Origin of the sequence: Paraflavitalea speifideaquila (assembly GCF_032395985.1) — a bacterium.
Taxonomy (GTDB): Bacteria; Bacteroidota; Bacteroidia; order Chitinophagales; family Chitinophagaceae; genus Paraflavitalea; species Paraflavitalea speifideaquila.
Genome location: NZ_CP135920.1, coordinates 4,291,605 through 4,303,889 on the forward strand (window position 1 = coordinate 4,291,605; position 12,285 = coordinate 4,303,889).

A 12,285-nucleotide genomic window follows, 5' to 3' on the forward strand; every position below is an offset into this window, starting at 1 on the left:
TATTACTGGTATAAAATTGCCTCCTCTCTACTGAATGTAAAAACGAAGTATACCAGTGTCTGAAACTATGCGACGTGTCTACTGTATGTGTAGACAACGTGAATGAAGGTTACCCCTATCTGAATTTAGAATTTAAGATGGAGATCATTTAAAAGCTTCGAGCAAAGCCTCTTGCTATGAAAGTATGTTGCAGGCATTCTTTCATAGAAAAATAACACACATCACTGGTGGTAGGTATATGGACTGTAGTCTATGTGTTGAAACCCGCAGCTCGTGTTTACATTAACTTCTGCGGGTCAATAATGCGGAAGAGATCTTCACGATAAGAATCACTGATGGGAATAATATGCTGTTGTATATAGATGCGATTCTTACGAATGGAAGTTATCTTGTCGATACATACGATATAAGATTTGTGTATGCGTATGAACCGGTTTCCCGGTAGTTTTTCGGCAACAGCTTTCATGGGCAGGCGGGTGATCACTGGTTTATCCGTACCCTGGAGATAGATCTTTATATAATCTTTTAACCCTTCAATGAAGTAAATATGGCTGATGGTAATCTTTACCAGGTTGTATTCAACGTTCACGAAGAAGTAATCTGCCACGGCGGCGGCAGGGGCCGAAGTTATCCCGGCATTTGTTGCAGCAACAGGAGTAGTGCGCAATGCATGGTATTCAGCAGCTTTGTTAACGGCTTTCAGGAACCGTTCAAAGGCCACCGGTTTTACGAGGTAATCCAATACATCCAGTTCAAAACCATCCAGTGCATATTTCTTATAGGCCGTTACAAAGATCACCATGGGTCTATTGTTCATACCCGACAGGCTTTGCAGGAATTGCGTGCCCGTAATGCCCCCATCTGAATATCAAGGAAAATAAGGTCTACCGGTTCCAGGCGCAATACATCCAGGGCCTCAATGGCATTGGTGCAACGGCCCACCAGATGCAGGAACGGTATGCGTCGGATATTGTCTTCCAGCAATTCCAGCGACAACATTTCATCATCAACAGCCAAACACCGAATCATGCAAATTAAGTTTAAGTGAAGCTTTGAAATAAGCACCGTTCTTCGACACACTCATGGTGTGATTATGTGGATACAACAGCTTGAGCCGCCGTTCCAGGTTCACCAACCCAATGCCGGATGTTTTATCTCTTGTTTCAAGTAGTTTATCATTGTATTTATTCTGAACAGATAATTGTACCTGCCCTTTTTCAACGTGGAGCCGGATATCAATTTCGGGATCGTTGATGAGGCCAATGCCATGTTTGAAAGCATTTTCAATTATTGGGATCAGTAGCATGGGTTCTATGCAGGGATCGGAAGGCAATGGCCGGTTTACCGAAAACTGGATCTTTACATTATAGCCAAAGCGAAGGGTTTGCAGATCAATATAACTTTGGATATAGTCTATCTCCTTCGAAAGGTTGACCTTCTCCTGATCCGATTCATACAGCATATAGTGCATGAGGTTGCTGAGCTCAATTAATGCAGGCTCCAACTTATCACTTTTCTTGCGGGCCAGGGCCACCATACTATTAAGGGTATTGAACATGAAGTGGGGGCTCACCTGCGACCGCAGAAAGGATAGTTCCATAGTCATACTTTCCTTTTGTTTATACTCCTGCTTCATCACATCCATGATAAATCGGTAAGCTGTACCCGTTCCCATCACAAAAAGCACCACAAAGAATTTGGTGGCGATATGCGCCCAGATGATGGGGCCAGGCATGGCGGAAAACAGGTTGGTTACATAACCAGCTACGATAGCCACAAACAGGCTGATAAGTAACGTGATGGTGAGGTAGAGCATGAGCTTTTTCCTTAATAAAAACTGGGATAGAGCCAGTAAGCACTGACATAACAGGAAATAGTAGCCATACCTGTCATAATGAAAACAGGTATGTTATAGAAACTCCTGGTTGAACCCTCCTGGTTATCTTTTAAGGGCATCAGAAAAATAGGCACCATTACTATCAACGTAGTAAACAGTACATGTAAGAGGATATTCACCAATCGTTTGCGTGATATTTGCATAGCGTAACAACAAAAATACCCTTTTCAAGGCAGTTACAAGGGAATACAGACAAGCAGGCGCTAATTTGCGGCAAGGGGAGCAATTGTGCCGATGAAATGGAGTGAGATGTGAGACGTGAAATGTGAGATTTGAATGCCTGATTTTAAACTATTGGGTTAACTGATACCCAATACCTAAAAGATTGGGGACTGGCAGGGGGAAAAACTTGGATTATATTTGTCCGGAACCGCCCTCCATACATTGGACATATAATTAATATTAATTAATGAAGTACAGATTGTTTTGTCTTATCCTCCTGGTTACTATAGCTGGCTGTGCCGCTGAATCAGCCGATAACCGAATCCCCCGCCGGTACCTACCTGATCTCTATTTCGCCAGGGCGGGATCTCTGGAATACCACCGGCAGGAAGAACCCCGAATTGTTGTTCGACAGAAGTGTTGCGGAAGGGAATAAGATGGACCAGGAATACTTTATGAACAATGATTATGCTAAACCCATGGTGTTCTATATATCTCTGGGTGATAGCTGCTATGATAAACTATCCATTGACTACTTCCATGGTTATGGGGCCAGCAACTGGACCATTACAGTATACGATAGTAACCGGGTGCAGAAAGGGGAATATAAAATTACCGGTGGCAGCAATCGCTGGGACCTGTTACAGGGAAATTTAAGTACACTTAGCAACCCCATCCGTTTTATCCGTTTCCAATCGACCGATCCTTCGTCTGATGTACGGGAACTGCGCATCTATGGCCATGGCGTAGCAAAATGTTTGCCCCTGGTACCGGCCCAAACTATCCGGTACTTGCCCGATCCGGGCATTGGTTTCAGGGTGGATCGGCAATTGGCGGCAAGGATGTTAATTATATGAAATTGAGCAGCGGCTTGCCGTTGTATGGTTCCTTCCGTTCGCCCAGCAATGTATTTCACTGGGTACATGACCTGAATGCTCCTATCGATCAGCAGGCTTTTGAGATCGATAAATATGGCGATTTCGATAAAAGTATGCTCAGCTTTCAAAAGAAAATGGGCACACCTGTTATGCTTTATATAAATGGCGCCAATATTAAAACCGTGAGTAGCCTGAAAAGTACGGATGATTATAATGCGATGACCCAAAGCAATGCTTTCAAAGATATTCCCTCAGGGTCTGACAGTACGGCTTATGAACCCTGGACCAAAAATCATGGCCGCCTGTGGAAAGTGATCGCGCATTTGTGGGCCAATAACTACCGGTCGGTTTTGCCAGCCAGCTACCGTGTATATGGCAGCTCACATCCCAATCTCACCCCAGGCCAGGATAAGATCAAAGCATTTGAAATAGGCAATGAAGATGACAAGAACTGGATGGGAACTACGGGTTACCACTCCCCCACTGTGTTGTTACAAAAACTGAAAGTAGCCTGGGACTCCATCAAATCGGTTGATCCATCTGCCAAGGTATATCTGGGTGCCCTGCTGAGCGCTGATACGGTACAATGGAAAGCCCTGTATTTTCTGAATTATTGGTTGTATCCCGGTCAACCTTTCCCTGCCGACGGCCTTTGTTTTAACCAATATATCAGTAACCGCTATGGCGGCCAAAGCCACAATACGGATGCCGATGCGGTAAGTCCTGAACAATTCCAGGTAACGGAACAGGTAGCGGCCTACAGCCGTTTCCGCGACCGGTATTTTCCGGGCAAGGGGCTACGGTGGACGGAGATTGGCTACGCTGTTGGCAATAGTGACTACAACGTAAGATCAGTGCCTGGAATTCCAGATACGGTAGTGGCTGCTAATTTCATGGTGCGTACCCTGGAGCGTGCAGCGGCTGTACCCAATGGACTGGAAGTGGTGTATAATTATTTCCATACCTCCGATGGATCGGGCGTATTTGGCAGTATGTACATGGTGAAGGAACTATTTGATCCCACTACTTATGTATACCAGGGATCACACAGGATGCCCATCTGGTGGTGGTATGCCACGCGGATGAATGTATTACATGATTATAGAGGCTGGTCAACCATGATGAAAAATGGTGATAGTACGGGTGTAACTATAACCCGGTATGATCATACTACCAATCCCCGGCTAAAAGTATACTATGTATGCCGGGGTACCTATGATGGTTCTACTTCAGCAAACTATAAAGTGAACGTTGGCAAGGCCGCCAAAGCAACCCTGGTAACCATGGCCATTGGAAAGGAAGAAGGGACGAGAATTGACTTACCAGTAATCAATGAGGCTGTTTCCATACCGTTGGTAACGGAAGGGCCACAATATATAATAACGTCTGGGCCCTGATTTAAAGGATTCAATGGATTGGGTGGATATTAAAGTATTAAGACCGGGGTCTATATACCTATTTATTTTACCCAATTCACTTTTTCTTCCATGCTACCTCTTCGGCCTTCGGTAGAAGGTACCCGGATATAACCCAGGTAAAAGAATCCCATGAGTTTATCATCTGGCCCCAGGTTGAACAAGGCTTTAGCTTCTTCTATGAATGTAATGCCGCCTGTACTCCAGTAAGCGCCAATACCGTAGGCATGGGCTGTCAGGTGCATGTTTTGCACAGCACAGGCTACTGCCGCTATTTCTTCCATTTCGGGTATATCAGCGTGCCGTTTCATGCCAATGGCAATAATATGCGAGGCCAGCAAGGGCATTGTTTGCATTTGTTCATATTTACCTTGCTTGAACTTGGCGCCTGCAAACTCTTTATAGATAGCCGCTTGTTGCTGCGCTAATTTACTGCGACCTTCTCCGCTGAATACAGTAAAACGCCAGGGTTCTGTATGCTTGTGGGTAGGCGCCCAATTGGCATTTTCAATACCTGCCGGATGACCTCATCGGGAATGGCCTTGCCGGGCTCAAACTGTTGGGTAAAAACACTGCGCCGGGTGCGGATCAACTGGTTCACCAGGGCAGGGGTAGCACCTATGGATGGATTTTCTATCATTTTTTTGCTTTGGAGTGGCAAAGATAATCCCGGAATTACAGCAATTATTACGAATTGCGGAAACAGCACTCGTGAATTGTCTATTATGGGTCGTGATTGTTCTATTATTTTACGCTGTTTAATTGGAAAAATCATCTAAAAAGGAAAAATGCCTTGTCACAGATCAAAGAAAATAGATGCTTGCTTGACTCAAAGCAATAATAAAAAGTAAATGCAGAGAACAAAATCTACCGGTAAATCTATTTTCGTAGGTCTTAGTATATGAGAAACCATTCACCTGACCACCTGCAGCCTATCGGGAACTTCCCTGTTGATAATACCCACCTTCTGCTCCAGTCAACTGAATCTGCCACAAACGGGGAGCATGCTATGATCGAAACCTTTGTACTGAAAGAGATCCATGATGAAATTGAAAGGCTGCCTGGCCTTTGTAAAACTGTATTTAAGCTCATTTTTCCATGACATGAACAATTCCGAGATAGCGGAAAAACTGCATATTCCTATGAGAAAGGTGTTAGATTATAAAAAGGAGGCCCTTGGTTCCTTACGTTTTACGGTACTTAAAAAATGCCTTACCTCCCGGTCAAAACCTCCTTACTTCTGAGGATCTTACGGTACTATGCGACAGCGATACCGGCCGACATCCATATAAGGGTAACATTCGGGTCTGTTTGCATAGTACCGTTTTTGCTAATCACATTATTTGATATATTTAGTTGCTGCATTGAATTAAACCCATAACAAAAATCATGAGGCAACTAAGTAGAACAAGGAATGTATTCAGCTATCTATTAATTACTACTTCCCTTTTATTACCAGTATTGACTGGGGCACAGGCTACAGGCAAATCTAAACAGGATCTGGCGTCTCTCCAGCAAGCCTTTGTAGACCTTCGCTTTGGGATGTTTATCCATTTTAATATCCCTACTTTTATGGACCAGGACTGGGCTGATCCTGATGCGTCACCAATCCTGTTTAACCCTGCCAAACTGAATTGTGATCAGTGGGCCAAGGCTGCCAAATCGGCCAATATGAGCTATGGTTGTCTTACCACCAAGCACCACAGTGGTTTTGCGATCTGGGATACCAAAACCACTGATTATAATGTGATGAACAGCCCCTATAAGAAAGATGTGGTGAAAGAATACGTCAATGCTTTCCGGGCCAATGGATTAAAGGTCATGTTGTATTATTCCATCCTGGATACCCACCACAAATTAAGGCCCGGCCATATCACACCCCAGCATATCGCCATGGTGAAGGCTCAGCTTACTGAACTCCTCACAAACTATGGTGAAATTAGCGCCCTGGTTATTGATGGATGGGATGCGCCCTGGTCCAGGATATCCTACGATGATATTCCTTTTGAGGAAGTGTATCTATTGGTAAAATCCATTCAGCCCAATTGTTTGGTGATGGACCTCAATGCGGCCAAATATCCGGCAGAGGCATTATATTATACCGATATCAAATCTTATGAACAAGGAGCAGGCCAGCATATTTCAAAGGAAAGCAATCAACTGCCGGCCCTTTCCTGCTTGCCCATCAATGATGCCTGGTTCTGGAAAACCTCCTTCCCTACCCGGCCCGTGAAAGATGTAAACAGCCTGGTGAATGATAATATTATTCCATTCAACAATGCCTATTGCAATTTTATATTAAATGTGGCACCTAACCGTGATGGACTTATTGACGACAATGCCCTGGCTGCTCTGAAGCAAATTGGGCAAACCTGGAAGCACCAGGGCTCTACAACCAAATTACCAGCTGCAGATGCGCCCATCATCTCTACCAACCTGGCCAAATTCAAGCGACCAATGCTAGTTGGAGTGATGATATGTGGATCATGGACTTTGCTACCGATGATGATTTTGGTAAATCCTGGATTTCCAATCCCATTGTTAAGAATCCCTGGTTCGAAGTTTTGTTCAAAGGCGAAAGGCCATTTAATATGGTGGTTATTGCAGAATCGCGGAAACCCCACATTCAAAAATACCGGTTGGAGTATTACCAGAATGGTAAATGGCAACTCTTACTTACCGGAGAAAAACAGGTCGCATAAAAGTACATCGGTTTGAACGGGTATATGGCGAACGTGTGCGCATCTTACTGGATGGCTTTGATGCTCCGCCGCAAATTGCAGAGTTCGGCGTGTTTAATGAAAGACGGTAAGTGGTTGTCTATACCCTGCAAGCCTGTAAGGTAACAATACCTTGCAGGCTTTTTTATTTTGTACTGGTTACAGAAACGAGTAACTGCTCCAGTACTTGCCTTATTTCCTGTAAAGTGGCTGCGGAAAAACCATCGTGTTTTGTATCCAGGTCAATATTAGCCGCCAGCTTTTATACAACTCCAGTGATTGAGTGGTGATGGCGCCAGTTGATGCTTTGCTTTTTACATACAACTGTACTTTATCCAGGTTATGGACTTTTTCTCCCTCACCTGAAAATGGACTTCGATAATACTGGGTAATATTCCTGGCATTTTCATCAATAACTATTTTCTTGATCCTTGGCTTACTGATGAGGTCTACAAATTGCATGAGTAATAAACCAACAGCTATCAATAAAATGTATCTGTGATATCGAGAAAGTTGTTGGAGAAAAATTGATCATACACAACAATGATCAAAAAGAAAGCGATGGATACCGACCATCGTTTCAATATATACGGCCAATTATTTTTCTGGCAGTGGTGTAAATGAGCATGGGGTTGGGTGAGGATATCAATATCCCTTAGGTGAATTTACACCCATTCACGGAGATTATAAAGTAATTATCGATGATTGTATTCTCAAGACCTGTAGGAGAAATTAAGAAGATTATATATGTAAACTTACCCTTATGAGTACTCCTTATTAAGCCCCTTATTCCATTTGCATCATCATTTTAACAGTTTTATTTAAAATACCACTAAAGGGGTATTGGTAGTCTGCATGAAACCCTTACTTTTGCCTCGGTTTTTCATAGGATATTGGATTTTAAAACGGGGCTGTATTTTTATGCTGGCCCTTTTTTTGCCCCTACCTTAAGTAGTTCTACGCACGATCTTCATCCATACTCGCTTTCACATTTGTTTTGTAATGCTTTTATTTTTCAACCCCTTTTAGTGATCATATACTTGTATTGTTTGCAAAAAAATACCCCAAAAAGCAACATGTGCATATGCTTTTGAGGTAAGATAACCTGCCGGGTGAGCAAGTCGAATGTGCACAGCCCTGGCTGTGTGTGTTCATGGCTATACCCCTGAAATCGATTATTGCTTTTTATTGTTACTACTGAATGAATCCCGGTACATTTTCCAGCCTTTGGCTGTTTTCTTCCATAATACCAGGAACTTTCCATTATCAAACCTTACTCCGTTGGCATCGAACGATTCCCATAATCCTTCTTCCGTAACATACTCTACGCCGTCTCCATAAACAGCTGTGGTGGTAAACTTACCATTGCGTAATCCTATTCCATAATAGGCGATCCTGAAAAATTCAAGCGGTGCAATGGGCCCACATAACTGTGGCGCTTCGGGTGCCATAATACAACAGTCTTCTGTATAACGGTCAATGAATATCGAGGAATCACCTTTTGCAAAAGCTTCAAAATAGATAGCATTGCTGGCGGCGATTGCTTTTTTTGGCTTCCTCCAGGTTGGAGATTGGTTTTGCATCGGATGTACCGCAGCTATATACTAGCAGCGACAGGGTAACACTTAACAGCAAATTGAAAAAACTGATCGGCTTCATAACTTGTTTTGTTTTCTTTAACAGTGATTTTGTTATTGAATACAAAAGTAGCCTGCGGAAAAATCCTGAAATTGTACAAAACGGAACAAGTGGTTTTCCAATAATGGGAAACAATCCACCGTACTATTCCTTAGGTTTTTCTTTGTTGTTGCCATGGCTAGTTTGATTACCGGATTACTTCATAATGAAGCCCTACCACGCCAGAAGAAAAGGTTTTCGATAATTCCAGTTTCAGGTTGGTCCTGTTTTTGGCACCTTTGAACAAAGGGATACCCTGGCCAAGGATGATTGGGTTCACAAATAGCCAGTAATCATCTATCAGGTTTTCGGATGAAAGGATATGCCCCAGCGATGGGCTGCCAAATATCACCATGCCCTTTCCTGGTCCTTGCTTCAGCTTTTTGATCTCGTCGGAAATATTGTTGCTGATAATTCTTGCGTTGGTTAGGCGCTGCCCTTCCATCGTTTTCGATATTATGATCTTATTGACCTTATTATACCAAGCGCTGTGATCTTTGTCGTGTTTTGTGGCGTTGGGCCGATCGGCGGCGGTAGGCCAGTAATTGTCCATCAACTCGTAGGTCACCCTGGCATACAAAGCGGTATCAGCTTGTTCGGTTTGGATATGTGCATATTCAAACATATCATCATCGACTTTAATCCAATCCATTTCCCCGGCTGGTCCGGCTACAAAACCATCCAGCGACACATGCATAAACCATACAATCCTTTTCATGCGTATATTTTTGTTGCCTGCAAATTAGCTGATCCATCCTGCTTCCGGAGGGTGTGAGTACGACAATAAGGGGATAATTGCGTCAGGTATTAATCGGCTGTTTTGATCAGCTTCCAAAAGAGATGGTCCTGCGCCGGGTGAAGCCCATGTATTCATATAGCCTGATGGCCCGCTCATTCGTTTCCAGTACGTGGAGAAAAGGAATAATACCCTTGTCAAGATTGGTATTACAAAGATGTGCAATTAAGTGCTGTGCGTATTGGCGGCCTGTATAAGCAGGATCGGTACAGATGGCGCTGAGCTCTGATAACTCTTCCAGACGCATACGTTCGCCGGCAACAGCTACCAGCTTATCTTCCTGCCAGATGCCGTAATAGCTGCCCAGTCGATGGGTATCGGGTTCATAATATCCAGGTTGCACTTTTTGAATGAGGTGGTACATGTCCCCACTGTGGTCATCTGTTAGTGTAGCGATCATCACATTGCCTGCAGGCGGAGTGACTGCTGTCTGGTTGATCATCTGGGCACAGGGCAATTCATTCAGTATAGTCCAGTGTGCGGGCAGTGACGTTAGATCTCCAATCAGGAAAAATACCTCATTGGGTTGCAGCCACGTATCTAAGGCTGTGATACTTTCTGTTGTTCCATATTCGTAAGCAGCGAAGGGTAAAATGCCGCGTTGATATCTTTTGATATGCGGGGCGCCTATAGCGAAGGATTGCTGTACCCCATTAAGGGCCCACCAGGCCGGGTTGTCCAGTGAAGCGAAACGATCATGGCTCATACGGCAAAATTATTCAAAATTGCCCGACCTGCGTTGTGGTTTGCTAGGGTTGGGTAAAAGATGATCCTCCGGACCTTTCCAGTAAACAAGATCATCCTATTGTTTAGTGATGCTTGTAATCACAAAGCTGTATATACAACAGGGTTCGCCGGAGGTGTAAGGGGTAGCTTTAACCTCGCCGCTAATAAAAACTTTCAGGTCATTTTGCAGAAATTCACTGGTCAGTGGATTACAGGGCACTAACTTAGTATCAACGGTACCGTCTTCCACCAAGTAGGTACTTGTTTTAAGTCCGCCGGATACATGGACTGTGGCTTTTTTGTTTGTAATCACACGGCCGGTGGGGGCGCCAGGATAACAACCATCCGTTTTCTTATTGTCATCTTTGGAGCAAGCTCCAACAGCAATTAATAAAACTATAAATATGAAGCAGGTAGAAATAATACGCAGAATCATTTTTCCAGGTGACCAGAAAAACGCGTGACTGTTGCATCACCTATATTATCTTAAAAGGAACCATTTATTGGCCTCTGACCTTCCCTCGCTTTCACCCTAGCTGGCCTCCTATTGAACCTTAGCGCATATGCAATACAGCAACAAAGCCCGGCTATCGCCACTGGTGTTATGTATAAAAAAGCGCCAACGGTTACCTCCTGCACTGGGATCGGGGCCTGAATAATGTATCTGTATATCATACATCGCCGTATTAAGATCACGGTGACCGCCACCGCCGCCAATAACCTTTTTGCCCTCCGGGCATTCCATGTAAAGGACCGCCGGGAATGGCTGCCAATTGTAGCATCCCTTCTCACATACTCCACATCAATGAGCACATTGCCCGAGGCTTTGATATTACCATTTACCTGTAGTGCCTCCGTAGGCATATCCACCCGGTTGATGCCTACAAAACCATTGCGCAATATACTGATGGCGGGTGTGTTGGGTATGATGCTGATGGTAAAACTACCAGACGCTGCACTGTTGGGGCCTAAATGCCGCAACTTCCAGGCCCCAAACACGGTAGAAGTGCCTGTATTTTCTGGCCTCATACTTACACTGCCTGCGTCGAGGTTTCCTGCAATGGCCCCATTACCTGTAATACTAAAATTACTACCTGGTTGTTGTGTGGTTTGATTACGGATAAAGAGGCCTGAACTTTCAGACACCAATTGGCGCCATAAAGGCAGTTCTGGTACCCCCATATTGATGTAGATACCCATACCATCTCTAAACCTATTGTTGGGGTTGAATACCATCAACCCAGTAGCGGGAAACTGAATAGGGTTACTAATCAACGACACTCTTGGGATCAACAATCCTTTGTTATTACTGCTAATATCAAGCGCAGCACTGGTATCCGGCTGGTTAGTGCCAATGCCAACATTTTGTGCACGGAGTATGGTGACATTGAGCAATAGTACACCTGTTATCACCAGCATCCATTTGTATAAAGGTTGCATATCCATTGTTTTTATATGACAGGAATTGGACTCAAGGTTGGAATAGGAATTAACTGCAAAATAGCGGCACTGGCCAGAAAATGGGAGTAATTGTAGGTGAACTACCGGAGTTTGTATGTGAAGGAATAATGTCGCATTTTTCCTATTCCGGCCCCCGGCACGTAATTAGTTTTGGGTTATTAAAAGTATAGCCATGCAAAACAAACAAACCATTACCCATATTGAGATACCGGCTCCCGACCTGGCCGCTGCCATGGCATTTTATGCCACAGTGTTTCAATGGGAAATCATACGCCAGGGTGATAATTATGCTTTCTTCCGTATTGGGGATACCAATTCCGGCGGCGGCCTGGACCCCTCCCTGCAGCCTGCGCTTGAAAAGCAAGGGGTACAGGTGGTGATCGATGTGGAGGATATTGATACTACCCTGGCCACCATTGTACATGCCGGCGGACGCATTGATTTTCCTAAAACAGCCATCGACGGAGGGCATGGCTTCTATGCCGGCTTCTGCGATCCCAATAACAACCACATCCAGCTTCATGGCCGACAATAACCGGCCAGTAAAACCTAA

General features: G+C 44.3%; 16 protein-coding genes. 4 read left to right on the plus strand and 12 right to left on the minus strand.

All coding sequences use genetic code 11. The features are described from left to right. Positions 1-277: 277 nt before the first annotated feature. From RS881_RS29410 to RS881_RS29425, 4 genes are read right to left on the minus strand one after another with little or no spacing between them, the layout of a single operon-like run. On the minus strand, positions 278-817 hold the full coding sequence (locus RS881_RS29410) for a LytR/AlgR family response regulator transcription factor (RefSeq protein WP_315813993.1): 540 nt from the start codon (positions 815-817) through the stop codon (positions 278-280). Further along, a complete protein-coding gene (locus tag RS881_RS29415) occupies positions 814-1,017 on the minus strand; it encodes a LytR/AlgR family response regulator transcription factor (protein ID WP_315813994.1) in 204 nt (67 codons plus the stop codon). The genes RS881_RS29410 and RS881_RS29415 overlap by 4 nt, the downstream gene beginning before the upstream one ends. Next, entirely contained in the window at positions 1,007-1,816 is an 810-nt protein-coding gene (locus RS881_RS29420; protein WP_315813995.1) for a sensor histidine kinase, read from the minus strand. The genes RS881_RS29415 and RS881_RS29420 overlap by 11 nt, the downstream gene beginning before the upstream one ends. An 11-nt stretch (positions 1,817-1,827) precedes the next feature. Further along, positions 1,828-2,016, minus strand: coding sequence for a hypothetical protein (locus RS881_RS29425; RefSeq protein WP_315813996.1), 189 nt, complete (start codon positions 2,014-2,016; stop codon positions 1,828-1,830). 339 nt (positions 2,017-2,355) lie between these two features. Between RS881_RS29425 and RS881_RS29430 the strand changes: the two genes are divergently transcribed. Next, the gene (locus RS881_RS29430; RefSeq protein WP_315813997.1) at positions 2,356-2,916 is read left to right on the plus strand and encodes a hypothetical protein; all 561 of its coding nucleotides are present in this window, start codon (positions 2,356-2,358) and stop codon (positions 2,914-2,916) included. Positions 2,917-2,918: 2 nt separating this feature from the next. Further along, on the plus strand, positions 2,919-4,334 hold the full coding sequence (locus RS881_RS29435; RefSeq protein ID WP_315813998.1) for a hypothetical protein: 1,416 nt from the start codon (positions 2,919-2,921) through the stop codon (positions 4,332-4,334). A gap of 62 nt (positions 4,335-4,396) precedes the next feature. Here RS881_RS29435 and RS881_RS29440 read toward each other — a convergent pair whose 3' ends face one another. Beyond that, positions 4,397-4,864 (minus strand): nitroreductase family protein, encoded by a 468-nt coding sequence (locus RS881_RS29440; RefSeq protein ID WP_315824648.1) that lies wholly within the window; start codon positions 4,862-4,864, stop codon positions 4,397-4,399. After that, the gene (locus RS881_RS29445; RefSeq protein WP_315813999.1) at positions 4,777-4,992 is read right to left on the minus strand and encodes a hypothetical protein; all 216 of its coding nucleotides are present in this window, start codon (positions 4,990-4,992) and stop codon (positions 4,777-4,779) included. Before RS881_RS29445 ends, RS881_RS29440 begins: the two co-directional genes overlap by 88 nt. A 749-nt stretch (positions 4,993-5,741) precedes the next feature. On the opposite strand from RS881_RS29445, the gene RS881_RS29450 reads away from it, so the two are divergent. Continuing rightward, positions 5,742-7,070 carry an alpha-L-fucosidase gene (locus tag RS881_RS29450; protein WP_315814000.1) on the plus strand — a complete coding sequence of 443 codons (1,329 nt, stop codon included), beginning with the start codon at positions 5,742-5,744 and terminating at the stop codon, positions 7,068-7,070. A gap of 194 nt (positions 7,071-7,264) precedes the next feature. On the opposite strand, the gene RS881_RS29455 is transcribed toward RS881_RS29450, so the two are convergent. The 6 genes from RS881_RS29455 to RS881_RS29480 all read right to left on the minus strand — a co-directional run bounded on the left by RS881_RS29455 (position 7,265) and on the right by RS881_RS29480 (position 11,711). Then, positions 7,265-7,558: a hypothetical protein gene (locus RS881_RS29455; RefSeq protein WP_315814001.1), complete on the minus strand. Its 294-nt coding sequence runs from the start codon at positions 7,556-7,558 to the stop codon at positions 7,265-7,267. A gap of 689 nt (positions 7,559-8,247) precedes the next feature. Beyond that, entirely contained in the window at positions 8,248-8,655 is a 408-nt protein-coding gene (locus tag RS881_RS29460; protein WP_315814002.1) for a YybH family protein, read from the minus strand. Positions 8,656-8,897: 242 nt separating this feature from the next. Beyond that, a complete protein-coding gene (locus tag RS881_RS29465; protein WP_315814003.1) occupies positions 8,898-9,467 on the minus strand; it encodes a dihydrofolate reductase family protein in 570 nt (189 codons plus the stop codon). Positions 9,468-9,573: 106 nt separating this feature from the next. Further along, positions 9,574-10,251, minus strand: coding sequence for a GNAT family N-acetyltransferase (locus tag RS881_RS29470; protein WP_315814004.1), 678 nt, complete (start codon positions 10,249-10,251; stop codon positions 9,574-9,576). A 96-nt stretch (positions 10,252-10,347) separates the two neighbouring features. Next, positions 10,348-10,707 carry a hypothetical protein gene (locus RS881_RS29475; protein WP_315814005.1) on the minus strand — a complete coding sequence of 120 codons (360 nt, stop codon included), beginning with the start codon at positions 10,705-10,707 and terminating at the stop codon, positions 10,348-10,350. Between the two features lie 50 nt (positions 10,708-10,757). Then, complete coding sequence (locus RS881_RS29480; RefSeq protein WP_315814006.1) at positions 10,758-11,711, minus strand: phage tail-like protein; 954 nt, start codon at positions 11,709-11,711, stop codon at positions 10,758-10,760. A 193-nt stretch (positions 11,712-11,904) separates the two neighbouring features. On the opposite strand from RS881_RS29480, the gene RS881_RS29485 reads away from it, so the two are divergent. Further along, the gene (locus RS881_RS29485) at positions 11,905-12,267 is read left to right on the plus strand and encodes a VOC family protein (RefSeq protein ID WP_315814007.1); all 363 of its coding nucleotides are present in this window, start codon (positions 11,905-11,907) and stop codon (positions 12,265-12,267) included. Positions 12,268-12,285 lie beyond the last annotated feature (18 nt).

Bases quoted from the DNA above. Each gene is read 5' to 3' on its own strand.
- RS881_RS29410 (WP_315813993.1), bottom strand. From the start codon at position 817: ATGAACAATAGACCCATGGTGATCTTTGTAACGGCCTATAAGAAATAT.
- RS881_RS29420 (WP_315813995.1), bottom strand. From the start codon at position 1,816: ATGCTCTACCTCACCATCACGTTACTTATCAGCCTGTTTGTGGCTATC.
- RS881_RS29445 (WP_315813999.1), bottom strand. From the start codon at position 4,992: ATGATAGAAAATCCATCCATAGGTGCTACCCCTGCCCTGGTGAACCAG.
- RS881_RS29450 (WP_315814000.1), top strand. From the start codon at position 5,742: ATGAGGCAACTAAGTAGAACAAGGAATGTATTCAGCTATCTATTAATT.
- RS881_RS29460 (WP_315814002.1), bottom strand. From the start codon at position 8,655: ATGCAAAACCAATCTCCAACCTGGAGGAAGCCAAAAAAAGCAATCGCC.
- RS881_RS29465 (WP_315814003.1), bottom strand. From the start codon at position 9,467: ATGAAAAGGATTGTATGGTTTATGCATGTGTCGCTGGATGGTTTTGTA.
- RS881_RS29470 (WP_315814004.1), bottom strand. From the start codon at position 10,251: ATGAGCCATGATCGTTTCGCTTCACTGGACAACCCGGCCTGGTGGGCC.
- RS881_RS29475 (WP_315814005.1), bottom strand. From the start codon at position 10,707: ATGATTCTGCGTATTATTTCTACCTGCTTCATATTTATAGTTTTATTA.
- RS881_RS29480 (WP_315814006.1), bottom strand. From the start codon at position 11,711: ATGCAACCTTTATACAAATGGATGCTGGTGATAACAGGTGTACTATTG.
- RS881_RS29485 (WP_315814007.1), top strand. From the start codon at position 11,905: ATGCAAAACAAACAAACCATTACCCATATTGAGATACCGGCTCCCGAC.